The 24,212-nt window shown below is 41.6% G+C and carries 15 protein-coding genes and 1 rRNA gene; 5 read left to right on the top strand and 11 right to left on the bottom strand.

The window, feature by feature from the left end:
- The first annotated feature begins 58 nt into the window (after nucleotides 1-58).
- Nucleotides 59-173, top strand: a 5S ribosomal RNA gene (rrf, locus tag BN3769_RS07490).
- A 491-nt stretch (nucleotides 174-664) separates the two neighbouring features.
- Here rrf and BN3769_RS07480 read toward each other — a convergent pair.
- From BN3769_RS07480 to BN3769_RS07450, 7 genes are all read right to left on the bottom strand, one after another.
- Nucleotides 665-2,263, bottom strand: a complete 1,599-nt coding sequence (locus tag BN3769_RS07480) for a coiled-coil domain-containing protein (protein ID WP_068469141.1) — start codon at nucleotides 2,261-2,263, stop codon at nucleotides 665-667.
- Between the two features lie 262 nt (nucleotides 2,264-2,525).
- Nucleotides 2,526-2,783, bottom strand: a complete 258-nt coding sequence (locus BN3769_RS07475) for a hypothetical protein (RefSeq protein WP_068469139.1) — start codon at nucleotides 2,781-2,783, stop codon at nucleotides 2,526-2,528.
- Between the two features lie 308 nt (nucleotides 2,784-3,091).
- Nucleotides 3,092-5,293 carry a hypothetical protein gene (locus BN3769_RS07470; RefSeq protein WP_068469137.1) on the bottom strand — a complete coding sequence of 734 codons (2,202 nt, stop codon included), beginning with the start codon at nucleotides 5,291-5,293 and terminating at the stop codon, nucleotides 3,092-3,094.
- A 246-nt stretch (nucleotides 5,294-5,539) separates the two neighbouring features.
- Entirely contained in the window at nucleotides 5,540-6,244 is a 705-nt protein-coding gene (locus tag BN3769_RS07465; protein WP_068469135.1) for a hypothetical protein, read from the bottom strand.
- Nucleotides 6,245-6,255: 11 nt separating this feature from the next.
- On the bottom strand, nucleotides 6,256-6,711 hold the full coding sequence (locus BN3769_RS07460; protein ID WP_068469133.1) for an ExbD/TolR family protein: 456 nt from the start codon (nucleotides 6,709-6,711) through the stop codon (nucleotides 6,256-6,258).
- Nucleotides 6,711-7,373, bottom strand: a complete 663-nt coding sequence (locus BN3769_RS07455; protein ID WP_068469131.1) for a MotA/TolQ/ExbB proton channel family protein — start codon at nucleotides 7,371-7,373, stop codon at nucleotides 6,711-6,713. Before BN3769_RS07455 ends, BN3769_RS07460 begins: the two co-directional genes overlap by 1 nt.
- A complete protein-coding gene (locus BN3769_RS07450) occupies nucleotides 7,363-10,083 on the bottom strand; it encodes a tetratricopeptide repeat protein (RefSeq protein ID WP_068469129.1) in 2,721 nt (906 codons plus the stop codon). The genes BN3769_RS07455 and BN3769_RS07450 overlap by 11 nt, the downstream gene beginning before the upstream one ends.
- Nucleotides 10,084-10,681: 598 nt before the next feature.
- Between BN3769_RS07450 and hctA the strand changes: the two genes are divergently transcribed.
- The 4 genes from hctA (at nucleotide 10,682) to yajC (ending at nucleotide 14,602) form a co-directional block, all read left to right on the top strand.
- Entirely contained in the window at nucleotides 10,682-11,125 is a 444-nt protein-coding gene (hctA, locus tag BN3769_RS07445; RefSeq protein ID WP_068469127.1) for a histone H1-like protein HctA, read from the top strand.
- A 181-nt stretch (nucleotides 11,126-11,306) separates the two neighbouring features.
- Complete coding sequence (rlmD, locus tag BN3769_RS07440) at nucleotides 11,307-12,740, top strand: 23S rRNA (uracil(1939)-C(5))-methyltransferase RlmD (protein WP_068469125.1); 1,434 nt, start codon at nucleotides 11,307-11,309, stop codon at nucleotides 12,738-12,740.
- A 38-nt stretch (nucleotides 12,741-12,778) separates the two neighbouring features.
- Nucleotides 12,779-13,888 (top strand): tRNA guanosine(34) transglycosylase Tgt, encoded by a 1,110-nt coding sequence (gene tgt / locus BN3769_RS07435; RefSeq protein ID WP_068469123.1) that lies wholly within the window; start codon nucleotides 12,779-12,781, stop codon nucleotides 13,886-13,888.
- Between the two features lie 321 nt (nucleotides 13,889-14,209).
- On the top strand, nucleotides 14,210-14,602 hold the full coding sequence (yajC, locus tag BN3769_RS07430) for a preprotein translocase subunit YajC (protein ID WP_068469121.1): 393 nt from the start codon (nucleotides 14,210-14,212) through the stop codon (nucleotides 14,600-14,602).
- A gap of 556 nt (nucleotides 14,603-15,158) precedes the next feature.
- On the opposite strand, the gene BN3769_RS07425 is transcribed toward yajC, so the two are convergent.
- The 4 genes from BN3769_RS07425 to BN3769_RS07410 form a co-directional block, all read right to left on the bottom strand.
- Nucleotides 15,159-17,495: a hypothetical protein gene (locus tag BN3769_RS07425; protein WP_068469119.1), complete on the bottom strand. Its 2,337-nt coding sequence runs from the start codon at nucleotides 17,493-17,495 to the stop codon at nucleotides 15,159-15,161.
- Between the two features lie 308 nt (nucleotides 17,496-17,803).
- Entirely contained in the window at nucleotides 17,804-18,265 is a 462-nt protein-coding gene (locus BN3769_RS07420; RefSeq protein ID WP_154017855.1) for a type III secretion system chaperone family protein, read from the bottom strand.
- A gap of 223 nt (nucleotides 18,266-18,488) precedes the next feature.
- On the bottom strand, nucleotides 18,489-21,023 hold the full coding sequence (locus BN3769_RS07415) for a hypothetical protein (RefSeq protein WP_068469114.1): 2,535 nt from the start codon (nucleotides 21,021-21,023) through the stop codon (nucleotides 18,489-18,491).
- 180 nt (nucleotides 21,024-21,203) lie between these two features.
- Nucleotides 21,204-23,843, bottom strand: a complete 2,640-nt coding sequence (locus BN3769_RS07410) for an SUMF1/EgtB/PvdO family nonheme iron enzyme (RefSeq protein WP_154017854.1) — start codon at nucleotides 23,841-23,843, stop codon at nucleotides 21,204-21,206.
- Between the last annotated feature and the right edge of the window lie 369 nt (nucleotides 23,844-24,212).

The raw sequence follows: 24,212 nt of genomic DNA, 5'->3' as shown, positions 1-24,212 counted from the left end.
CAAGCGCTGATTTTTACACGTGAATTAACGAGATTTACGATTCATTTAAACTTTTTCGCTTGGTGGCATTAGAGAAAGGGAAATACCTGATCCCATCCCGAACTCAGAAGTCAAGCCTTTCATCGCCAATGGTACTGCACACAAGAGTGTGGGAGAGTAGGTCGCCGCCAAGCTTTTTCTTTCATGGCCTTAAAGCATCCGCTTTAAGGCCTTTTTTTTGCCTGCAACCGATTTGCAATTTTCTTGGTTTTTAGCCTTTAAATTTTTTGATTTGCAATTTTCCTGGCCTTCCCGTTCTTGCCCTGCAACGGCTCAGAGAAAAAGACTGGGTACTCAATTCCTTAAAAATCCGTTCTCTTTTTTCTCTGCGTTTTATGCGATAACCGAAGCGAGAGGGATACAGCTTTTGTTCATTCCTTCCCTGCGCTGTCTGCATTCGCTGGCGTTTATTTTTTTAGTTAAGGAGGAAAGCCATACCTCTTTGGATGAGGGTAAATCTTTTTAACCTGAGCTTGGAGTTTTTTTTGCTCTTTCGACAGCATCAAAGCTGCGGAAGTGAAAACTAGCAAGACGGTCCCTATTTTTAAATAGGGATCCTCCTGCCATTTTTGTCTACATGCGCTTTCCTATCCATTCAAAGGGCAAAAACTCCAAATTCAGGTTTTTAAGCAATTTTTTGCAAAAATTCGGAAAATTGCGGCTTATCAAATAATTGACCGATACAGGCAAGCGCCCCATCAAGAGAGGATAGCGGAATATTGTCTTCAATAAACTCGCGTTCTTCCCCCTCCTTCCATGTTCCATCTGTAATAGCCGCTTTGAGTTTGCTCAAATTGCTTCCGCTTTCATTTAGATCTTTGCTTATATCAGCAAATTCCTCTTTAGTAAAAGATTCACGATAAATGGCCTTGTCTCTTATAATTTGGATAAACTCTTCTTTAAGCTGGGGAATATTAGAACCATCGGGATCAATGTTGGCATTAGATAAAAAGTGAGTCAGTTCAGCTGTAATAAATTGAATATGCTTTCCTTTAAACCCTATCGACACCTTGTTATCCCTAAATAGTTGCTCGAGCTCATTAAACCCTGCATACTCTAAATCCCTTATTTTAGGGCGGTCTAATTTATTTAAATCTTCTAAAGTAGCTGTATATTTATTATATGTATGTTTAATCTGCCCAGCTTCAGGCCCTTCTTCTATTATTTCAGGCAGGATGTCTTCTCCGAGTTGAGCTGCCACTTCTTTGCGGACCGAAGATTCACTTGGATCGCGTCTAAATAAGCTTCTCTTATTATCCATTACGCGATCTGTCAGGATGGTTTTGCCTTTAAGGGATTCTCCCTTTAATTCTTCTGCTTTGACCACATGAATATCCATTTCTTCATTAAAAACTAGGCTTTTAAAATTAGCGATCTCACTATATTTTTCTCTTATATAAGCTTTATTTTTCTTGGTAAATTCTCCATCCGTTTCCCTTTCTTCCATAAACTGCTCTCGGATGGGATTTAGCGTCTTCTGTAAGTCCTTTTGGCGCTGTCCAATGTCTTTTGCTGTTTCTTTTGTCGCTTGATTTAATTCTTCTTGTCTTAATTTAAGCGTTTCCAATTCCGATTTTAGATAATTAAGGGCATTTTGCTTACTAGCATCAGGGGTTGCCTTTAATTCTTCTTCCCGCTTTGCTATATGTTGTTCTGTCTCTGTGATTGCCTGATCCAAATTTTGCGAGGAATGTTGGAGTTCTAAAAGGGCGGATTTTAAATACTTTATAGAGGCAAATTTAGTTTGAACGGACGCTGTATTAAGCGCTTTTAAAAATGTTTGTTCAAATTGGGCGCGCACATCCTTTTGTAAAGCTCCGGTTGAGGCTTTTTCAATAATTTGATTGTGAATAGCCTCTTCTTTTTCTTGAGGAATGAAAAAATGCTTGGTAAAACGCTCTATTGAGTTGGAAATTTTTTGAAATAGACGAGATAAGATATTAGCATTTTTCATTTGATGAACTTTAGATTTAGAATGCTCTGCAATTATTCTTAATTCCTCAGAAGAGAGAGACTCCTGATGATCCAAAACAAATTGACGAACGTCCTTAGCCGAAGAAGCCATTTTTGATTTGCGCGTCCATCCAATTTGCTTTGATTCTGAATTGACAACTAAGTATTTCCTGCCATCTCCTGCCTTCTTTGCTTGAGCCGGAAGGGAAGATTGTCCGGGTGAAAATGAATAATTTTCAATAGGACCTTGATCGGAAAGTCGATCGACCATATTCCCTCCTTTAGAGATCATCTTAACCGGGAGTTTTGTTTTTGCTTGAGCAAAGCTCTGTTGGAGATCCAGTCAAGAATAAAAACAAAATTTAGGTTAGATCTTCTAATGTTGATGATAAATATAGTTTGTTTTGTATAATATTAATTATAAACAAACCGGATTTAATTTTGTTTTTTTTAGTTTTTAAATAGTTGTTTGATTTAAAATTTAAATTAAAAATAAACAAATTTTATTTGGGAATAGTCTCATAAAAGAGTAGTTAAAGGGATTTCTTGCGAAGAGTTTGATATTGATTATGCTTATTGTATAAGCCGCATTGCGGGCAACGATTCAGCTGCTTTATGCTTTCTTCTAAGTAGGCGTAATGGCAATATTCGCACACAAATAAATCTTGTTCGCAAGAAAGAATGGTGCGCCTTCGCGTGCGATAATGAGAATAGACCCAGACTCCAAGAACAATGAGCAGGGCTAAGCTTAAATAAAGCATAAGGGCTGTGTTAAAGGTCAATTCAATCATGGCACATCAATTTGTGGAAAAAAGCCAGTTTATCGCAAGTTAGAATTTTATTTGACTGAAAAGGATTTTAAGTCGAATAAACGCTATTTCTTATCGCTTTCACCTAAAAGCTCTCGCAAATGGAAAATGGCCAATAGAGTTTATCTGCCTAAAGCGGAGATGCCTCTTAGGCGTGCGCGATTTAGCCATGAATCCGTCTTCGAATGATTGTCTTTCTTTTCGAGAAAATCATTTCGAATCCGGGCCATTGGCTAATCGGCAATACGCCTAGGCATATAAACGCTAAACTCTTCTAGAGAGCCTGGGCTTTAAAAGAGCAAGCCCAATTGATGAAGCGCGTCTTTATTGGCTCCCGTTTGATTGAGCAGGACTTCGGAGATTTCCCTAGCAGAAACAGTGACCTTATAAGTGCGAGGAATGCCAAAATCGAAATAATAGACTTCTTTTAGTAAAGCTTGCAGGTATTCTTTTCGCAAATTCATATCTAAAGACTCGGGAAGAGTCTCCAAAGCGGCTTGTAATTTTTCTTTTGAGTCAATAGCGGAAAGGATAGCGGCTAAGCATCCAGGCAGATAAGTGTGAAAGCTTCTCTCTAAAGGCCAAAAAGAAGCAAAATTCGCCCGTATATAGTCTATATCATCGCTTGCCAGAATCTTTCTCATCCACCCTTCCCCTAATACTTGGGAGCGGCCATTTAGGGCAAAACAGCTCAGCAAGAGGGGAATATGTTCTTTGTCGCAAACAAGGGCAGGATGCGAAGCATAGGCTTCCTGTTCCCCGGCATCATGAATATAAAAATTACCTAAGACACGTAAAAGATTAGATTTTTTTTCATTTAAATTTGAATGATTTAAGACCTGTAAAGTTTGATAGACGGTCAAATCGACTAATACTTGTTCAAATTTTCCCCTTTCTTTAGATAATTTGGCGGTAACCAGATCTAGGTCATGCGAGGATCCACATGTCAAAGAAATATAAGGCAAACGGTCTTCGGCTGGCAGATTGCTTACGCTTCTCAAAAGAGACAGAAGGCATGAGAAACGCTTGTCTTCATCAGCTATAGAGCGGATTTGTTCACTCAATAACTTCCATTGATCCGGTCTATCTTTAAGACTATTGAGCAAAATGCTGCGTGAATTGTACGATTCGAATAATTGGAAGAAGAGCATTCCATCAGTGGGATTGAGCGCTAATAATTTCGATACGATTAAAAGCGTTCGTGCTTGTCTCGCTTTTTCCTCGCTATACCGCAATCCCTTTATTAGCAAGCTAAGCAAATCACTGGTATTTGAATCGTCCACTAGTTTTTCAAAGCGCTCAAGAGATAAAGAGGAAAAGAAATCATTGCGCATGCGAAGGTAATCTTCCGGATAGTCGACTAAGACGGACGAATAGGCCAGCAATTGCGCTTGATCCATGTTATTGAAAATAGAAAGAAGATTATCAAAGGCTTGCCTAGATCCTGTTTCAAACTTATGCGCATAGCTTATGCCTTCATTAAGCCAATTCTTTATTGTTTCTTTGTCGAATTGCCTAAGAAGCACGTGAAAGAAGTTAAAGCTTTCCTCTTTATTTAAGCGGCCCAATAGTTGAATGCTATCTTCAATCTTGTCTGTCTTGAGGTTAAGCCGATCAGGATGATAGGCTAACAGATAGCGGAAGGCATCAAATAGATTGAGCGGCGATCCCAATTGCTCTACTGGCAACTCGCTTGTTGTCGAAAATCTGCTGAGCATGGGCGGGCAAGGCAGAGTAATAGATTTCAAATTCGGCAGATGGGCTAAAATTTTATCCAAAAAAGCCTTAGGGATAGGAAACTGGAAAAGGCCAAGATCCAGTTCTTCCGCCTGCTGGAATAGGGCTAACGGCGTATCTTCTGCAATCAGCTTTTCTTTCAATGCAATCTCCAGGAACTTATGGCTTTCAAGCGCGGGGATTGAACAGGCTTGAGAGGATGGTGGATTTTGCAAGAGCGTTTTCAAAGCAAGAGCGGATAAGTCGGGAAATGTGCCGGCAGGATAAGGTGGGCGCATAGGAACAGGGGGAGAGGTATCCGAAGAGGAGGGAGGTTCATCCGAAGGCGGAAGGGAAGGAGAAGTGGGAAGAATTGGCAACGGAACAATACCTGTGGACTGGGACGGAGGAGGCGTTGGATTAAACGCATCTGAGAGATCTAAGGGAAGAGTAGGCGGCAGCATTGGGTATGACAGATAACTAGCCAGATCTATCTCGGAGTCATCCTCGTAAACTTTAATACGCTCTTTCCCTGTCCATGCCTGGAACCATAAGGTACGCACAGATTCAAAAAACAAAGCGATGCCAAAAGTAAAAACAGTCCAAGCTATAGCCTGAACAGCTCGGCTAACGCGCCACCAACGATCAGTATGAACGACATGTTGGTAATACCAATTTCGCCCTTCGTTATTCGTTGTTTGAGGAGAAGGGGAAAGGAAATCGCTATTAAAGCTTGAAGTCGAGAGAATCGATTCATTTCTGGGAACAAATGACATGCTTGGCCTATTAATTAGAATAAATTTAAAAAGTAAATAGTTTATTGTAATTTATTAGCTGATTTTCATCAATTTTTAATAATTTGAATTGGTTTTATTGGAAAATGGAGTTTGTGTATTAATTAAAATTAATTATTAATTGTTTGATTTCGGGTTTAAATAAATTTTAAATGAATGCGATATCAGTCTTTGAAAGGGCATATTAAAACCCATCATAATCTGGATAACCTGAGTTTGAGAAATCCTCTAAAAGATAAAATGAAGCATGCCCGTTAAGATAGGGGCTGTAAAGTCTGTTTCAAATTGCAAATCGAGGAGAACGTGTTCGGCTAAGCGATCGAACGCTGGATCACCGCTGCTTTGAAGGCGATCATACCAAAAAATGGTACCTTGTTCTTTTTCTACGCGGACTTGGTAAGTGGCATAAAGGGGGAGTAGAGGGGGTGTTTCTATTTCTTTTTTCAAAAGGGGGCTCTGGTAGAGAAGAGAATGGGCAGCTAAGTCGCCGGATACAAAAAGTCGCATCACCGGTTTTTTTACAACGGGGGGGGGACTCATTAAAGAGGGCCAATAATGCTGCTCTAAGGCAGCAAAGGAAGAGGGGGGCGCGTTTGGCAAATCAAGGGCTTGTTGAGAGGGAAAGGAGGATAGGAGCGGATCGCGGGGCAGCAAAAGAGGTGGGGGCGAGAAATCGAAGGCTTCTTCGTTTGTTTGTTGAAGTAGAAGGGGGGCGGATAAAAGAGGAGATGGCTCCATTTGAACATGCACAGGAGGAAAAACAAAGGTAGAGATGAGTTTAAAAGGTTGAATGTGAAAAAGCAGAAAAGCTCCCACATGGACAAGCAGGGCTAAGGCCAAAGCTTTTACAAACAATAAATTAAATAATCCTTCGCGCTCTCTTAAGCAAACATCGATAGAATCGTGTGGAGAACTTTTTTCTAATTTCAGCATATGAATGTCCTCTAGAAAGATTCTTCCAAAGGCTCTTGGCCGCTCTCTAGCGGTTGATAGACTAGCCTCAGATGGGGGCAGCATTCCTGCGCAATGGCAAACAGCTTGAGAAACAAGCCATATTCGACACGACGGTCGACGCTGAGAACGACAGTCGGGCTATGGCCACCATTTTGTTGGGTCAAGGATTTAATCTCCTTTTCTAAATGGTCTTTTAAAGAACTAAAATCGACAATGGCTTTCTTCGATCCCAAATACATGACATGCTGGGCGTCCATGACGAGCAGGAGCTGGGTTGTTAGGGGGGCCGAATCTTTCGTCAGTTTGGGACTTTCAATATGAAGGGATTTAAGGGGAAGAATATCAGACGTCACGATAAAAAAGATCAGCATTAAAAAAATAACATCGACCAGAGGAGTCAGGTCAATTAGAGACGTAGAGGGTTTCAAGCGCATTTGAAACTTCATTAAAACTCCTCTGCGCGATCAAGCAATAGATCGACAATTTCGGCCGATGTCGTTTGAATTTCTAAAATAAACCCTTCAACCCGGCTTACAATATAATTATAAGCAATGACAGAAGGAATGGCAACGACTAGTCCGGCAGCAGTTGTGACAAGGGCATATTCCATAGCCTCTCCGATGCGTGTAGCTGAAATATCGACCAGGCCGCTGAGCCGCATTTCGGCAAAGGCTTGGATAAATCCCAGGACTGTTCCCAGCAGTCCGATTAAGGGCGCAATATGGGCAATGATAGAGAGGATTTTGGCATTTTTCTCTAAACGGGCAATTTCTACCAAGCCTGCTACTTCCATCGCCGACTCAATTTGTTCTTTTCCGCGGTTATGCTTGATCAAGCCTGCTTTGATAATATTGGCAATTGTTCCGCCTGTTTTTTCACAAAAATGAACCGCTTCAATAATATTGCCGTCCTTAATGGTCTTGCGTATAGCAATAATGAATTGATTGGTATCAATTTCCGATTTATGCAATTGCATCAGGCGTTCAATAAAAATGGTAAAACTGATGATCGAGCATACAATGATAATAAATAAGATAATGTTCCAGTTGGTCCCATAATGAAAGAGGTCAGCTAAGAAAGAGATATCTAAAAGATAATTACAATCCATAATTTTGTTCCAATTCCGTTTTTGCTTTTTTACCCCATTCACCGCCCTTTTTAGAAGTCGCTTCTAATTGCTTGAGGGCCAACTCGGGGCGTCCTTCAAGGGCATAGATTTCGGCGCGGAGATACATGGCTTTAACGCGCTGGCTCGAAAGCGCTTCGTCATTGACAGCCTTTGATAAAAGGCGCATGGCTTCGTCCCATTGTTTAAGCTCTTTATAGCATAATGCCTGTTGGATCCAAAGATCTAGCTTTTGGTCTGGACTTAAAAAAGGCTTAGCCTCAGCAGCCTTCTCCGCTTCAAATAAATGTTGTAAAGCCAAAGCATAGTCTTTTTGCTGCTGGGCGACCATTCCCTTTTCATACCAAACGCGTGAGAGCAGATAGCCGTGTTGGATATGTGCTTGGCGATAGTGATCAAGCATGTGGTTGAACAGGGCATTTGCTTCTTCGCGCTTTTGATGTTTCAGATAGCAGCAGGCAAGCCAGAATTCGCTCTCTTCCAGAATTTTGGGATAAGCTTCTTGTTTTATAAGGCAAGCGTCAACCAAGGGAGAGGGGGAATGAAAGACCCGTTGCAGGTCTTGGAACACGCCTTCTGCATAGTCCAGATAAATTTGCTTTTTTCCTCCTTGGGACGCCTCTGCGATCGCCAGATTTGCTTGCGCTCTCTCTAACATGGAGAGGTAGCGCACCTGCATGAAATAAGCAAGCGAATCAGGGGGAACCTCGTTTTTCTCTGCCAGCTCGTCGAAAGTGGATTCGGCCAGTTGAAAGGCATCGATGGCGGCTATTTCATTTTTGCTGCGCAAGAGAGAGCCTTCTTCAGACAAGTGGTCTTTCATGCAATCAAGTCCGATCAAATAATATGCACTGATTAAAAGAGGGTGGTTTTTGAATAAAGCGGGCATAGCCTGCAAATGTTTAATGGCTCTGCGGTGTCCGCGCATATAGTCTCGATACGAATAAAAATGAAAGTAAGCCGAAGGGGCAAAGGGACTTTGCGGGTCATTTAAGTAGATTTGTTGCAGATCATTTTTTCTTTGCGCCAAATCGCCCAATTTCCCTGCGCATTCGGCTCGCCAGTAGAGCACCTCGCTGCTGTCTAAAGAATGCGGATAATCTTGTAGGAATTGATCGAAGAGGACGCGAGCTTGCGTCCAGTGTTGATGCTGCAAATAGAATTTTCCCATTATCTTCAAAAGACGCTCTTTCCAAACTGACGCGGAAGCAAGCGTTAGGCCTTCTTTTAAAACATTTTCGGTTTGCTGGAGGGCATCTTCGTCTAGAGAATTAATTTCAGCGGCTACCAGTCCAATCAATGCATAGGCTTCTTCTGGTTCTTTAAGTGTCTGCTGCAGAGGCGGAAGAAGAAGCTTTTGCAGGCGTTCTAAAGATTGCTTTTTTTTCTGATCGCTAGGCTGGTGAAAATAAGCAAGGCTTTGCAATTTTAAAGCAAGGGCTGCTTGGGCGGGGGTATGCAGAAGAAAAAGTTGATGAGCATGGGCTAAGGCCTCGCTGGCTTGTTCAAGTAAATGCTCGGATGACTGTAAAAGCAGGGGGTCTTTCTGAAGAGCGAGGCCTTCTTCAAAGTCATTTAATCCTTTATGATACCAAATTTCGCCTTGAAGGACAGAGTCGGCCGGCATCGCGTTTATCAGCTGCTCATAAAGGCGGACTCGCTCTTGATAGGATGGAGCAGCAGCAGCACATTTGAGCTGAGCTTGGCAGCGCCCATGCGGTGTCTGAAAAAGCGAGCGGGCTATTAAATCTTGAATGTGCCGATAAGCATTTTTATCTTGCTGGAAGCGGGCTTGTGTTAAATAAAAATCAGTGAGCAAAAGATACGACGCTTCCTCTTTAGAATCAGCCAAAAGCTCTTCCAAAGCTAAGTAAGCCTTTGAAAAAATAGCGTCTAAAGGTTTGCGCAAGATAAAATTTTGTTCCGCCCATTTCAAATAACTCGTAATTAAGTAAACAAGGGTTGGCTTTTTCCATTTGCAATGAGAACAAGGAAAAGGGGGCAGAGCTTTTTCAAAGGAAGAGGCGGCTTGTTCATATTCTCCCTTGGCAAAGAAAAGCCTTCCTGCCAATTCATGCTTTTCATAATGCAATGAATGGGATTCCGGCAATTTTTCATCTAACAAGGAAAGATGGGTTTGCGCAGATTTGTGGTTTTCTTGAAGAAGAAACATCCTGATAAGGTATAGACGTGATAAGGCGTACAAGTGGGGTTTCTCTGCTTGCCAAGAGATAGATTCTAAATAAGACTGGGCCTCAGTTAGCCTTTGCAGATTAAATAAAGCGACCCCTTTTTCCAACTCCACTTCGCTTGCTTGAGCCGCAAAAGAAGATGGCAAAGCCTCCAAAGCTTTTAACGCTTGGGCATAATCGCCTAATTGCCGGTAGGCCACAGCGGTTAAGTACAGTTGCTCAGGAGAGGAGGGGGGATTGCCAGCTTCTTTGAGAGTCGATAAAGCTTCTTGAGGACGGTTGAGCTCTAAATAGCACAAGGCTTGGCGTAAGAGAAGCAGGTGCAAATGGGAGTCTTCTTGGCCTGTTTGAGAACTGGCTTGCTGATAGCAAGCCAAAGCATCTAAATATAACCCTTCGCTGGCTAGGCTTTCGCCCCATTGGAATACATTTTCTTCCTCGGTTGCGTTTAAAAATACCGTTCCGAGAAAGAAATAAAGAGCGACTTTCCAAGCTTGCATAAATCCTCATGATCAAGCCCATTACGAACCTATGCCCTTAATGGCATCAATTTTGCCGTTTGGACCACTGCGAGAGTCCCCCATAGTTAATTCATTGGCACTTTGATGCGATCAGGATGACAAAGCTCATTTGATAGGGCGCTAGCTAGTCTAGCAAAAGAGGGACAAATTTTCACTACTTCTAATTGCTCAAGCCGTTCTTCTTGATTTTCCATTAAACTAAGCTGGCTTTTGCCTATCTCTTAATAAAAAAAGAATCCATCCTTAAACGGTTTTTTACGTATACGCAGCACAATTATTTTTCCTAATATGAAATAAGTCCTTAGATAAATGAGAGCGGTCCTAAATTTTGTCTGCTTTTGAATCCCTATCCATTTGAAAAGGTATTTTAAGCAGGCCCTATCTATTCAATGTAATTTGAATCTAGGCCATTATGAATGCGACGACAATCTCTAATGGGACATTCAAGAAAAGCGCATTTTTGCTAAAAAATGCATGAAAATTCAAAAACTGTAAGAAAAATGTTGCACAATATATCCAAAGTTAATATTCAGTTAATCGTCAATATATATAACTCTAAATAGGAGGAGTTCTAGGCATGTCATTAAAAGACACTTTTAAACAAATGAGAGAACTTTTAGCTAACATTACACAAGATCTTGAAAAATCTGAAAATGGTAACAAAGCAGCTTCTCAACGCGTTCGTACAGGAACTGTTAAATTAGAAAAAATCGCAAAGTTATTCCGTAAAGAGTCTATTTCATCTGAAAAGAAGAATAAAGGCCAAAAGAAACCAGCCAGATCCGCTTCTGGTGCAGCTTCTTCTAAAGGAAAATCTTCAGCGTCTGCTGGAGCTTCAAAAGCTAAATCTGCTGGCGGTGCTAAATCAAAAGCCGGCGCAGCTTCTAAATCAAAGTCATCTGCAGCTGTTAAAGCAAAGCCAAAAGCAAAGTCTGCTAAGGCAAGCACAAGCTTCAGAGCTCGTCAAATGTCTGTAAAGCGCGCAACAGCTAAGCTTCCAACAAGAAGAGTTGCCAGATAGAATCAGGCTGACTTACAAGCTAAGGGAGGAAAATTCCTCCCTTTTCCCATCAGATCGTTATCCCCTCTCTCTTTCCGTTAAATTCTACCCGCCTTTTAATATTGAAAGATTGTTTGTTAATCCATTATCATAGCTAGCAATAAGCCAATTTTCTAAACTTTAATTTAAAAGCAGCTGTCTCATGTCATCTCGCCACAAATTACGCCTTGCGGATCTATCCATTCAAGAATTCTCAAAAGAAGGTCATGGGATCGGATCCTATGCAATGCAGGATGGGCGGTTGACGGAAGTGGAAGTGCCCTTTTCAATTCCGGGAGATCAAGTGGTCGCTAATTTGCTAAAGCGGCGAAAGGGGATTTATCAAAGCTTTTTGGAAGAGATCAAGGTTCCTTCTTCCGATCGCATCGAACCGCGTTGCATTCACTTTGGAAAATGCGGAGGCTGCCGTTGGCAGCAATTCCCCTATGAACGCCAATTGCAGCAAAAAGAAGCGTGGATCAAGACTTATCTTAAGCCTTATCTGCATGAGGGAGTAAAATGGAATCCCATACTCCCTTGTTCGCCTCCTTGGCAATACCGCAATAAAATGGAGCTGACTTTTTCTAGCGATAAAGCTCAAAATCGCTATTTGGGATTGATTCTATATGGCACAAGGGGGCATGTTTTTGAAATGCAAGAATGCCATTTGGTCAACCCTTGGTTTGTCGAGGCGGTCAAGGCGGTTAGACAATGGTGGGAAGAGTCCGGATTGGATGCTTATCATGCAGGACGCGATACGGGATCTTTGCGAACGTTGACCATTCGGGAAGGCCAACGAACGGGCGATCGTTTAATCATGCTGACGGTGTCTGGCAATCCAAGCTTTGCTTTACAAAAACGCCATTTAGAGAGTTTTGTTGCCGTTTTACGCCAAGCCATTGAACCGGCCGACTCGAGTCAAAGGCTTTCCATTTTCTTGCGCATTCAGCAAATTGGTAAGGGGAGACCGACCAGCTTTTATGAAATGTTGCTTTATGGTCCGGATCATATTCGGGAAATCATCCACTTACAATTGAACGATCAATCGCATGCTTTGCAATTTCGCGTTAGCCCTTCTGCCTTCTTTCAGCCAAATACGCGGCAAGCTGAACAATTATATAATTGTGCGTTGAAAATGGCAGATCTTTCCCCTGATTCGCTGGTTTACGATCTTTATTGTGGAACGGGAACGCTGGGGGTTTGCTGCGCTAAGTGGGCAAAAGAAGTCATCGGCATTGAGCTGAACCCAGAGTCTGTTTTGGATGCCCGGGAGAATATCAAAACAAACGGTCTGAGCAATATGACAGTTCGGTCTGGTGATGTTGGGCATTCATTAGCTGCTCTATTGCAAGAGAAGAAGCAGCGTCCGGATATTGTTTTGGTCGATCCTCCGCGAGTAGGTTTGGATCCAAGAGCTATTCAGCATTTATTAGAACTGCAGGCTCCTAAGCTTATTTACGTTTCTTGCAATCCTGCGACCCAAGCCGCTAATTTAGGTGACTTGCTGGCAGGCGGCTATCGGCTGAAAGAAGTCCAGCCTGTCGACCAGTTTCCGCAAACCGTTCACGTAGAAAATATTATTGTCTTAACACGTTGATGTCTTATATATACAAGTAAATTTACTTGTGTATAGGCATGTCTTCTTTTTGCTTTAATCTTCTTAAGAAGGATGGGACATCCAGGGCCCGCTTGGGATTAATTGAAACGGCGCATGGAAGCATTGAAACGCCGGCTTTTATGCCAGTTGGGACGCGAGGCTCCGTTAAAACGCTCACCCAACGGCATTTACTAGATCTCGAGGCTCCAATTCTCGTCGTAAATGCCTATCATATCATGCTAAGGCCAGGGCTTGCCCTTATTCAAAAAGCAGGAGGCTTGCATGCATTCATGCGCTGGCCAAAGCCCATCTTGACCGATTCGGGCGGATTTCAGGTCGCTTCTCTTTCTCATCTTAATCGCGCAATTGATGAAGGGCTTCTTTTTCAATCTCATATTGATGGGACCCGCTACACGCTTGGACCGCGAGAAAGCATGGAAGCGCAAAAAGTGATGGGAGGGGATATTGTCATGACATTGGATGCCTGTTTGCCTTATCCGAGTTCTTATGAAGAGGCGTTAAAAGCTGTTGAAAGATCTTATCGATGGGCCAAGCAATGTCGGGATTGTCCTCTTCAGCCGCATCAAGGTTTATTTGCCATTATCCACGGGCAAGCTTATGCGGCGCTAAGGCAGGAGGCTGCCCATCAGTTAAGCCGGCTTCCTTTTGAAGGGTTCGCTATCGGAGGATTATCCGTCGGCGTGCCCGCCGAAATAAGAAATGCCATGATCGAAGCAGCAGAGCTCTTTTTGCCAATTGACAAGCCTCGCTATTTAATGGGAGTCGGCACCCCTCGAAATATTATTGAAGCCGTCATGAGAGGCGTAGATTTATTCGATTGCGTTATGCCGACAAGAGCCGCTCGTCATGGAACAGCTTTTACTTGGTCGGGAAAAATTCCCATCAAAGGGGGACGCTATGCTAGAGATTTTGACCCATTAGATGCGGAATTAAAGGGAGAGAATTCTCAGTATAGCAAAGCCTATATCCATCATCTTTTAAATGTAGGGGAAATAACCGGATTGACCTTGGTTTCTTTACAAAATTTGGCATTTTATCTTGATTTCATGCAGCACTTGAGGCAAGCTATTTGCCAAGATGAGCTGCAAAAGTTCTATCAAAGGATCTGTGAAATTTATCCTATTTAATTATATTATTTGTTCACAAAAAGACGAATAAGAAGAGGAAGAGTTCGACTTAAAAGATCTCTAGTTTATAGTGAGCAATATAAGCTTATTCGATAGCCGTCTCTAACAGTGCTTATTCATAAACTCTATTTAGCTGAGAATAGTCTTTAAAGCTGATGCTCTGCCACCTAAGTTTTCCTATTAGAGCTGGTATGAGAGCTCATGAGGCAGAGCATTGGCTTGTTGAGTTTGAAATCGTTTTTTCAAACTTTTTGAAGGAATGGCTAAAGAGTCGCACTTGAACGGACTGATTAAACCATTTAATTGTTAATGAGGAAAATAATGAAAGCAAAATTATATATGCTATTAACCACTTTAACGGTATTGGCAAGCGGGCGATTATTTGCTGAAGGGGATACCCCTCCTCCAGCTGATCAGAGCTTTTGGCAAACTCTGGTCATGATTGGAATAGCCTTTCTATTTTTTTACGTCATTTTATGGCGTCCAGAACAAAAAAGACGCAAAGCTTTAGAAGAGCAGCGTAATACGCTCAAAAAAGGGGATCGCGTTGTTGCAATGGGAATCATTGGAACAGTTGTACGTGTGGGGGATCAAACGGTCATCCTCAAAATGTACGATGGAGCGAAATTGGAATTTTTTAAAGCAGCCATTACGGATCTTTTGCCGGAAGAAGATAGCGGAAAGAAAGTCGAGCTTATCGCCGAAGATCAATAAAAGATGGGTGTTTGAAATAGCTTATGGCCTGGTTTGAGTGTCTTCTCCTTGGAGAAAATCATCTCAAATTAGGGTATTATGCTTTAATAACCTGGATTTGGAGTTTTTTTGCTCTTTCGACTGTGTCAAAGCCTCTGAGATGAATAAATGGCAAGCGCTTTCACATCAATCCAAAGGGCAAAAAAACTCCAAACTCAGGTTAATAAGACCTGATAAGTGGCCAATCCAAGTCGCAAGAGCCGGCAAAGGCTAAAATGAGTGGCTTGCCTTATTCAAAAAATATTCTTTCTGCCTGTTTTTGCCGTTCAGTTTTTTATCAAACAGTTAAATTGTGTGGGACAGGCAGAGGGAGATTCTCCCGTTCCGTCTATCTATGCTTGAAACATTTCAATCTTTGGTTCTAAACAGCTCTCAATTTTTTGAGTTGCTGTGATTATGACTTTTGTCTGAATGGGATGAAACGATTTTGGGAATTAATTTAGCGTTGCTTAGATGGGATGGTTTAACTCCTTTCTTTTACTGAGCAAAAGAAAGGAGTCGATAAGCTGAAATGTAATTAAGCGAGTTGGCCTGATTTTAAGAAAGCGATTCTGTTGGCAAGATAGGACTTGCTTAAGGAAAGCTCGGCTTTCAAAAATAAGCTTTTCAAGCTTGCTTCCGTTTTTGATTTGTTTTCCTCCGTTAAATCAAGGCCAGCATGTTCTTTAAAGGTGTCCAGGATGTCTTGCGGGAAACAATCGAAATCGGATGAGTCTAAGGCAGCGACTAGATTCTTTAGCGGTTCAAAGTCCTCTTCCTCCCCATTAGAAGCTATGATTTTAACAGGGTTGGGCTGAAGCAAAAGCTGCAGATCTGCGAGCTTTAGCTTTTCTATTTGCGCTTCCCATTGCATCATTTTCGCTCTATATTCTAAATTATACTGATTGAGGCGCTGTTTTAAGTCCTGATATTGGCTATCTGTTTCGATCGAGCGATTTTGTCTTCGCAGGATAAAGTTCTCTACAATGCGGATGCGGATCCATAGAAGCATTCTTTTTAAGAGATTGACACATAGATAAAGCTGAGCCATTAAGCGTGAATATTGCATTTTGGCGTTAATCTTATAGCCCTCTAAGCTGTATTCATTGGGCTTATAGTAATAGCCTACACAATGGTGAATGGCCATCATAAACAAATTATCTAACGTCAGGTCGCGATCGCAGCATAAAATGGTCACTAATCCGAGTCCGGGAATAGGAAGTTTATCGACCAACAAGTTAATAAGGTACTTCTCTAAATCTCCTCCCAATCCTGGAAGATAAAAAGCAATTCTGATGCAAGCCAAAGCAATGTTTAAAATTGATTCAATACCTCTAAAGGTCAAAAGTTTCCGCTCTAAAGAAATTTTCTTTAATAGACCGGCCCGCAAACCTTGTTCGGCCAATCTAGCCACTGTTTCCTGATAAGCGGCCCTTTGCTTGGCCAACACGACAATGAAATCTTCTTGTTGAATGCGCTGGATCCACTCGTCTTTGGTCTGAGGTGCGCCTTCTATTTCTTTTAAATGAATATGCTCTTGAGCCAACCACCTTTGGATCTCTTCGAAGCTTAAATCAACGCTTTGGGCAGCGAAAAGTTCAATCTTTTCTTGATTGAAGATCAAAATCTTGGAAGTAAATTGTTGCCTTTTTATTAACAAGGCCTGGATATCGTCTTGATTAGCAAAATAGACGATCCCCTTCCGATATTGATAGGAGCGCAATAAATAATCTTGCATCCTGTCATGCTGCAGCCATTCCTTCCATTCTTCAATATCACTAGGAACGTCCAGATCAATCCGGATATCTTCCAAGATTTTCTTTACGTCTTCAATGGTTTGAGCGTTATTCAAGGATAGAAGAAAAGCTTCCAGCTCGTTTTTAATCTTTTCCTTGGCAGTTAGATCCAATCCTTCATTAATGCGAAGCCGAGGAGCTAAATGATATTGCCACTCTCCTTGATATTTGTAGCCTTGCCAAATTTTGCGGATGTCTTTGATTTCTTTTCCGACATCAGCTGCAATTTTGCATCCCTTGAGAACCTTATTTTGCGATAAACCCGCATACTTAGCTAATTGGGCTGCAATAAAGTGGTTTCCAATTACCTTGGCTCCCTGCTCTGTACTATCGTTGATGGCTTCTTGCTGTTCTTCTTTGATGCGATTCGATAAGCGCTCAAGCCGCCTTTGAATATTTTTAAGTTTATAGTGCTTGCTCTGCTTTTGAATGCCTTTTTGGATGTGATCCAACTCTTTGCGCGCTTGCTGAAGCGCCACGTATTTAACAGCATTCAAAGCCGCCGCACCCAAAGGCTTAAAAACCTTAAGAGGATCATAAATATTGTCTATATTATCGCTAATGTGATCGCATGTATCGGAAGAGATCACTTCTTTTAAGAAGCCCATTAATTCTTCCTTAAAATGGTAAGCATTTTTAACATGCATCCACAAGTCTTTATAACCGGCTAAGTGCTTGTCCGTATCTTTTACAATCTTGTCAAAAATCTTCTCTAAATTCTCTAAACGCTGGATATAATCTTCTTCATAGGCAGAATCGTCAACAGGAGCGTCTTTCTCTTCAACTTTACTTGCTGGCTTTTCGGAATTTGCTTGCTTTTCGGCGGTCTGGGCTTGCGAAAGAGTAGGATAAGACCGAATGGAATAGTTAGAGGCTAAATCCGTAGATAAAGCAGGCAAAGTGGGAAGGGAAGGAGGAAGATAGAGGAAGTCAAGGGCATTAATGTCCAAATCATTTTTGTCGCCAATGTGATCAAAAGACTCCATCGTTGCAGGGGATGCTGAATTTAAACCAAAATCCCAAGCGGGAATATCTCCGGAAGGAGGATCAAGAGGGGAGATCACGAGAGGAGTGGACATAAAGATGCCTTTAACAATAAATAAAGATTTTATAAAGAATACAAGATTTAAATATTAGCAAAAATCAAAAAAAATAGAAATAAAAAATTATCAAAACTTCAACTAATGTTAAATCTAATAAGAAAAACAAGGAATTGTTAGGGCTTGTTATTAACAAGGCCTTAGGTTTTAAAATAAAGAATGAGGAAAGGGCTGGAAGAGGGGATTAACCCCCCTATCAACTAGGAAACCGATATCAGACAGCGGGCAAGAGGGAAGGAATAATTGCTCGCTATCGGATGGGGGCTAGAGAAAAAGAACAGGACGCTTTAAGCTGGCGGAGCAGGACGAATTTGGGAACTAAATTGAAGAATTTGTTCTAGCAATTCATTAAATGTTGCTTGGCTAGTGGCAATATGCTCAATTGTTTCCGTAAACATATCTAGGCAAAGCATTAGATTCCCTATAATGTTGGTAATCAGATATTCATCTAGGGCGGTTTGCTTGATTAGCCAAACATAGCGATAGGACACCCGATTATTTAATTCATTTAATTCAAAACCGGGCCAATCAAGAAGTTGATTAAGAAATAGAATAAGACTGGCGACTTGATTTGAAGCCAATTCTTGGACTTCAAAGGGAAGTTGAATCTGGAATTGGATAAGGAAGTAATGATCGGGAGCCGCTGTTTTCTTAAAGGCCTGATCAAACTGTTGTTCGCGGGCTATGATTTCTACTATTCTTTCTCTTTGCTTATAGTCGAATCCGAGAAAAACAAGAAGGCGATCCATTGGAGCCTTCTCGGTCGCTGGGGCCAAAGAGCAATCGAAATTTGCTTGTTTTAACAGAGATTGAATAGGTTCTAAAATCATAAAAATCCTTAGGATATATGCACAATAGTTGTTCAAATGAATCTAAAATAAAAGACACGCTCCTAGAAGGCGTATTAAAAGCCATAATAACCTCAAATATAGGTCATTAGCGGTTTTAATACCTCCTCGCAGAGAAAGCCTTTTAATCTTGCGCCGCCATTCCAGCTTTAATACGTTCTTTTTGATATTCAAGAAAACTAATAAAAGCAGAATCACCTAAAGTGAAAAATTTGTGCAAAGCTTTTTTTACAGCTTCCGGATCTTTTGAAATAGCCTCTTGTAGAGCTTCTATATCTAAGCCCAGCTGAGATTCAAGTAAGGTTTTGGTTTCAGGGCTTAATAGGCTAAAATCCGCTTGCTGCAGAGCTTCATTAAATGCTTGCAAGCTATCAAAGGCATTGGAGTCTTCATTGACCTTTAAAGAAGCCTGTCTAGCAAAGTCTTGCCACTCAGCTTGTTTAATTTGTTTTTGCAAATTCCTTACTTTTTGATTCCACATGTCGACTTTAGAAAGGCTAATGGCAAAGGCCATTTTGGCAGCTTCGTATTTTTCCAAGGCCTTTTGGTATTCAGGACTTTTCTTGTTTTTGTTAGCTTGATGGAGTTTTTGCAGAATATGGGCAGTTTCCTGCAATTTTCTCTTTTTCGAAGTATGGAAAAAATCCTGGATAGAGGCGCGTAGATTGGCGAAAATTAAAGAGGTATTTACCCCTTTAAGGGCCAAAGCTGTCACAGCCGGTTTTTGACGATAATTATAATATTGGCTAGCCGCAAAAAAGCCCAAGCTTAGGGCTGCAGAGCCGATAGAGAGTCCAAGAAGGATAAAGCCGGCTCCTGCTACAGGTGTTGTGACCAAGCCGACAATAGCTAAGGCTATGCTTAGAGCGCCTGTGATCAAAGTGGCTGTAAAGAGAGCCGTGGACTCAATCGATCTAAATTTTAAAAATTTGCCTTCTACCTCATGCTTTTTATCCACCATTTGCTTTAATGCATTCTTGGTTGTTATTTCAATGGTGGATTGATGGTCGACATAAAAACGCAAAAGGCTATCCGGAGGATGCGCTCCCATCCATGTTTCAAATAGTTCGTTGGATTTCATCTTGAGCAAATTATCAAAGGCATTAACCAAGTGAGATCGATCTCGAAAGTGTTCAATATTAAAAGGAAGGCCTAAGGCAGCGGCTTGGCTTTGTAACTCTTGGACAGAAACGACGGGATCGGTTTGCTTTGCCTCTTTTCTAAATTGAGCGAGGAGAGAATCAAATTGCTTTTTCTTTAAAGCCTGGATTTTGGGAATAATTTCCTTGGAATGGGGTCTAAGCAAAAAGATTTTCTTTTCCGTTTGTGTCTGGCGTTTAACTAGCAGGTTTTGGCTATGCTCAATTAGGTAGTCGAATCGCTCGAGCACACGCTGAAAATCGGCAAAAGGCGTGACTAGGGAGCGCTTAAAATTCGAATCCGTATGCAATTTTTCTACTAGCTGGGTTGTGCTCTCAATGCTCGAGTCAAGCTCAATTCCAAAATCTTTCAGTTTAGTGCGAATCTCTTCGATTGTTCTGTATTTATGAATAAGGCGGAAAAAGCCTTCTTCATAAGTTTTATTGCTTGTCCAAGGCATCTTCTCTATGTCAGAGGCTGACAGAGAGGCTTGAGGCGTTAAAGGAGAAGAGGGAGGTTCGGAAGCCTGCGTCTTATCAACCACCGGTTGATGCTTTTGCTTCCATTCCTGATAGTTTTTTACCCAATTTCTATGGGTGAAGGTATTTTTAATCGAGCGATGTAAATGAAAGCTGGCTAATGCAATTGACAGAGCTGTTGTCGCACAAGAAATTCCCTCTGTAATCGGTTTGACGATCATGGCTATTTCGCTCAAGGGTAGCAAGCGCAGAGCTATTTTAATCGAAGATAAAGCATTTTTTGTCACCTTTATACCGAACTTGGCTTGCTGCGCCGGAAGATGCTTTTCTTCCAACTTGATTTGGATATCCAATTCTTTTAAAGCTTTTTCAAGCTTTTTTAATTCCTTGCGGGGAAGCTGTTTTTCTGCTTGCTTTAAATGCGCCTCCCAGGCTTTAAATTTGATGGCCATTTCCGGGTCAAACGTGGGCGTTTGCTGCTTGTAGCGGGTTTTTAAATTGGATAGAACTGTTCTTGATTTTTTCAAAATTCTCGCCTTCAAAATCAAGGATACTCCACTAGCTCCTGTATCTAAGGCATTTAAAAAGGCTCCGCTTAAGGTCAGTATTTGGCTAATTTCTTCCAATGTTTCTTTGGGCGATCCCTCCAATACTTCCTTCGGCAGAACAGTTTTTAAAAATCCTATTCCTTCCTTCACGGCATCTTTGGTCATATCCGCATATTCATAGGCCCATTTTTCAATGTCCAGGATGCCTTTTATAATTTTTTGGTCTTTGACCGCTTGATTGAGATCCGATAATTCATCATTAATGCGCACTTCCTTCTGCTCTAATACAGCATCCAGCTCTTCCACTAATCGGTCTTCTAAAGTTTTCGTTTTTTCCGCTAACTCCGTTGCCGTCATCGTCGAAGAAAGCGAGGGAAAAGGCAGCGAATCAGGAAGATGGGAAGGAGAGGCTTTATTGCCTGTAAGGGCAATTGGTTCGCTCGGACCATTTGGTATAACGGGATTAATAGGGGGCAATTTTCCATCTATCATGAAAACTCCTAAACAAAAAAACTATAATCTTATAATTAAATTGTAACATTTAATTATATTAATAGTAAATTTTGTTTAAGTTTTATTTATTATTTAATTATTAAATTAAATAAAAATTTTTTCATGCGAAGAAGAAAATGGGAACGGCTCATTTGAAGCGAGGGGAAGGAGCCTGGACATTTAATTTGCATCTTCTTGATTTTCAATGGTTTTTGCTGGGCGAAATCCGGTGTAAATATCCGCATATTCAAGCGGAAGAGACAGCCGCTCAGAGACGCGGACGCCATCGGCCAAACTATCATAGCAGCCGCCTTTAGCGACTTTGTGTGTGTCTGACTTATCTAAATAGTCCCAGCTTGCCACCCATTCCCATACGTTGCCGCTCATGTCATAGGCGCCTATTGAACTTTTGGCATTATGGGTCCGCACTTGTGTGCGATCCTGGGCTGTTAAAGGCAAGACGTGAATGCCATTATAGAAGCCCACGGGAGTAGTCAGAACTTGGGTTGCTCTAAAGGGAGTGTCAGTGGTTTTGTAATTGGCCCAAGAGCGATCGATTGTATCTTGTCCAAATCCATATTTGAAGCGTTTCAGATGACCCTTTTCTGTTGGAAAGGCCATTCCGGCTGCTTTTTCCCATTCGGCCTCAGTGGGCAACCGGTAGCCTTTGTCGCGGCAATAGGCATTGGCTCCATACCACGTGACTTCAATCACGGGATAGTTTTCCTTACCGGGAATGGGGCTGAAAGTATTCCCATTGATTTGAATTTGAGAAAGAGGATTGCCTTCCATTGTTCGACATAAAAGACTGCCTTCCAGATCCATGACATGTCCGGGCTGCTGAGGATCTAGAGAGATTTTTTGGTTTTGAAGCGCATCCGTTAGCCAATGGGCATATTGAGAGTTTGTGACTTCATAGGCAGCAATGGCGAATGCAGGCAGGGAAATGTCTTTGACAGGATCTTCATTTTGATGGTTATCGGCAAAGGGATCTCCGATAAGGGCAGGTCCTGCGGGAACGATTAAAAAGGTTTCTTCGGGCTGATAAATCACTTGTACCTGCGAATGCTCTCCGGCCGCGCGTTGGATTGTGAGGGGAGCAGGCGTTTGATAATTAGGACGGGAAGCAAAAGTTATTTTAAAATGGCCGCTTTGCTCTAAGGGAATAAAAAGAGTTTTACCTTTGAACTGAAAATGCTTTTTCTCGGCGGGTTGGTCTAAATTTTCTAATATTAGCTGGCCATTCATGACATTGCTTGTCATTTCAATGCCGCTCTGCCCATTTTCAGCTTGTCTATCTTTTGTGGAATGAAGCTCTTCTTTAGGCAGGGAAGGATAGGACAAGAAAATGTTTTGAGGAGAAATGGTCTTAATGGTGACTTCTATTGGTTTTAAGGGAGCTTCCCCTTTTGTCAAAGGGTCGTAAGTAATCAGGTATTTTCCTTCCGGAAGATAGAGGGATTTCGAGCGGGTATTAATCTCTTCCGTAAAAGCTTCTTTTTTGCTTTCTTTTGGTTGAATAGTCACCGTAAAATGATCAACATTGCTGCTAATAGTCAAGCGGCCGGCCTTAAGATAATTGACTTTTACTTGGGCTTTTTGATTAGCGGCAATAAATAATTTTTGAGAGGAAGGCGGATTGAAGGTTTGAGGGTCCGTGCTCGAAAATTGCAAAACATAATAACCTGGATCTATATTAGGGAAAGTGTAGTTATATCCTTGTCCCGTCGCAATTTCTTGGCCGTTTTCATCCAGCAGGGTAAAAATGGCCTGAGAAATATCTGTTAATACCTGCAAATTGCCTTTTTGAGAAAATTGAGGGACCAAGACTACATGCTGCCCTTTTTTTACAAGGATGTGCTGATTGATAAGAGGAACGAAGTTGTTTGGGAGTTGATAGGAGACTGTATAATCTCCCGTTGGCAAAGGCCCGCTTTGCCAGTTTACACGGCCATTAATGGCTCTTAAATTAACTTGCAAGGGCGCTTGTTGCGTGTCTGAAGGAGAAAGAACCAAAGTTAGGCTATCTTGCTCAGCGGGAAGAGACGCATTTAAATCAATATAGCCCGTATCTCTTTGATATAATAATTCAACTCGCGCATTTTGATCGGGCTCAAGATCGATGGGATTTTGCGGAGACATATACAGCGTATATCCTGGAATATCTTCTGCTATAATATAATAACCGAAGCCTGGAGGAACGGTTAAATTAGAGACCGAACTGGAGGATCCATAAATGATCTGGCCTCCTCTCATGAGCTTCCACGGAGCAGGCCGATTAATGATAAGCGAAAAATTTGCAGGAGGAGCGGGAAGGGGGGCTAAACGAGGAGTCAGAAGCGGCGGAGGAAGCGGTGTGAAAGGATCAAGGGGCGAAGGATAGTTGGTAATAATGAGGGCCAGTTCTTTTTTCTCTTGCCCTTCGGGGTGAAGATGAATGGTTTGATCGACTTTGGCAACAGACCCAGGAGTGAGAAGAATTTCTCGCTTGGGAACCGGTTCAAAGAGTTGATCCGTATTAGGGACAATAAATTCAATTTCATATCGTCCAGCAGGTAAATGCGAAATGACAACAGTTCTCTCTACGCTTGAGTGGTTATTGGCTACAAATTCATCTTTTTTGGGATAAAGGGTTCTTTCTTGCCTTTCATTTGTCAGCCAAAATCGAACTCTATCCAGCCGTTTTCCCTCCTGATCAGTTTGATAGGTCACAATGATAATTCCCATGTTGGGAGAAAGTAATTGCGCGTTTCCTTTGATTAAAAGGCTCAAAAAAATCGTCAGGAATAACATCAAAAATGGCTTAAAGGGCTTTTTCACTGTTATGACCTCGTATTAAGAGTAAGGAACGATTGTCGAATTCATCATGGCCTAGATTCAAATTCTTTTCCTCCTAGGAGAAAATAACCTCAACTATCGATTAGTAGGGGCTTAATACACCCAAAGTATTTCTTTAATGATTAAATAAAAATTTTACTTTATCTATAACAGATAGATAAATTAGAAGAATAAAATTTCCGCTCCTATTGGGAGAAATGAGAATAACAGGCATAACGCGTAAAATCGGGTTTTTATTGATGTTTTTAGAGATCAAGCATCCCACTGGATTTTCAAAAGACGTATTCAATCGGTTATTTCCTTAAACGAATTGGTGATTGACTCTTCATTTGCTGCAACTTCCCCTCTTTG

It is taken from the genome of Candidatus Protochlamydia phocaeensis (assembly GCF_001545115.1).
Classification (GTDB): Bacteria; Chlamydiota; Chlamydiia; order Chlamydiales; family Parachlamydiaceae; genus Protochlamydia_A; species Protochlamydia_A phocaeensis.
Note: the sequence above shows the minus strand (reverse complement) of the source record. Positions and strands in the feature narration are given on the sequence as shown.

What these genes read in the sequence shown, in the direction of transcription:
- BN3769_RS07470 (WP_068469137.1), bottom strand. Translation starts at nt 5,293, where the DNA reads ATGTCATTTGTTCCCAGAAATGAATCGATTCTCTCGACTTCAAGCTTT.
- BN3769_RS07460 (WP_068469133.1), bottom strand. Translation starts at nt 6,711, where the DNA reads ATGAAGTTTCAAATGCGCTTGAAACCCTCTACGTCTCTAATTGACCTG.
- hctA (WP_068469127.1), top strand. Translation starts at nt 10,682, where the DNA reads ATGTCATTAAAAGACACTTTTAAACAAATGAGAGAACTTTTAGCTAAC.
- tgt (WP_068469123.1), top strand. Translation starts at nt 12,779, where the DNA reads ATGTCTTCTTTTTGCTTTAATCTTCTTAAGAAGGATGGGACATCCAGG.
- yajC (WP_068469121.1), top strand. Translation starts at nt 14,210, where the DNA reads ATGAAAGCAAAATTATATATGCTATTAACCACTTTAACGGTATTGGCA.
- rlmD (WP_068469125.1), top strand. Translation starts at nt 11,307, where the DNA reads ATGTCATCTCGCCACAAATTACGCCTTGCGGATCTATCCATTCAAGAA.
- BN3769_RS07475 (WP_068469139.1), bottom strand. Translation starts at nt 2,783, where the DNA reads ATGATTGAATTGACCTTTAACACAGCCCTTATGCTTTATTTAAGCTTA.
- BN3769_RS07420 (WP_154017855.1), bottom strand. Translation starts at nt 18,265, where the DNA reads ATGGATCGCCTTCTTGTTTTTCTCGGATTCGACTATAAGCAAAGAGAA.
- BN3769_RS07455 (WP_068469131.1), bottom strand. Translation starts at nt 7,373, where the DNA reads ATGGATTGTAATTATCTTTTAGATATCTCTTTCTTAGCTGACCTCTTT.
- BN3769_RS07450 (WP_068469129.1), bottom strand. Translation starts at nt 10,083, where the DNA reads ATGCAAGCTTGGAAAGTCGCTCTTTATTTCTTTCTCGGAACGGTATTT.
- BN3769_RS07415 (WP_068469114.1), bottom strand. Translation starts at nt 21,023, where the DNA reads ATGATAGATGGAAAATTGCCCCCTATTAATCCCGTTATACCAAATGGT.
- BN3769_RS07425 (WP_068469119.1), bottom strand. Translation starts at nt 17,495, where the DNA reads ATGTCCACTCCTCTCGTGATCTCCCCTCTTGATCCTCCTTCCGGAGAT.
- BN3769_RS07480 (WP_068469141.1), bottom strand. Translation starts at nt 2,263, where the DNA reads ATGGTCGATCGACTTTCCGATCAAGGTCCTATTGAAAATTATTCATTT.
- BN3769_RS07465 (WP_068469135.1), bottom strand. Translation starts at nt 6,244, where the DNA reads ATGCTGAAATTAGAAAAAAGTTCTCCACACGATTCTATCGATGTTTGC.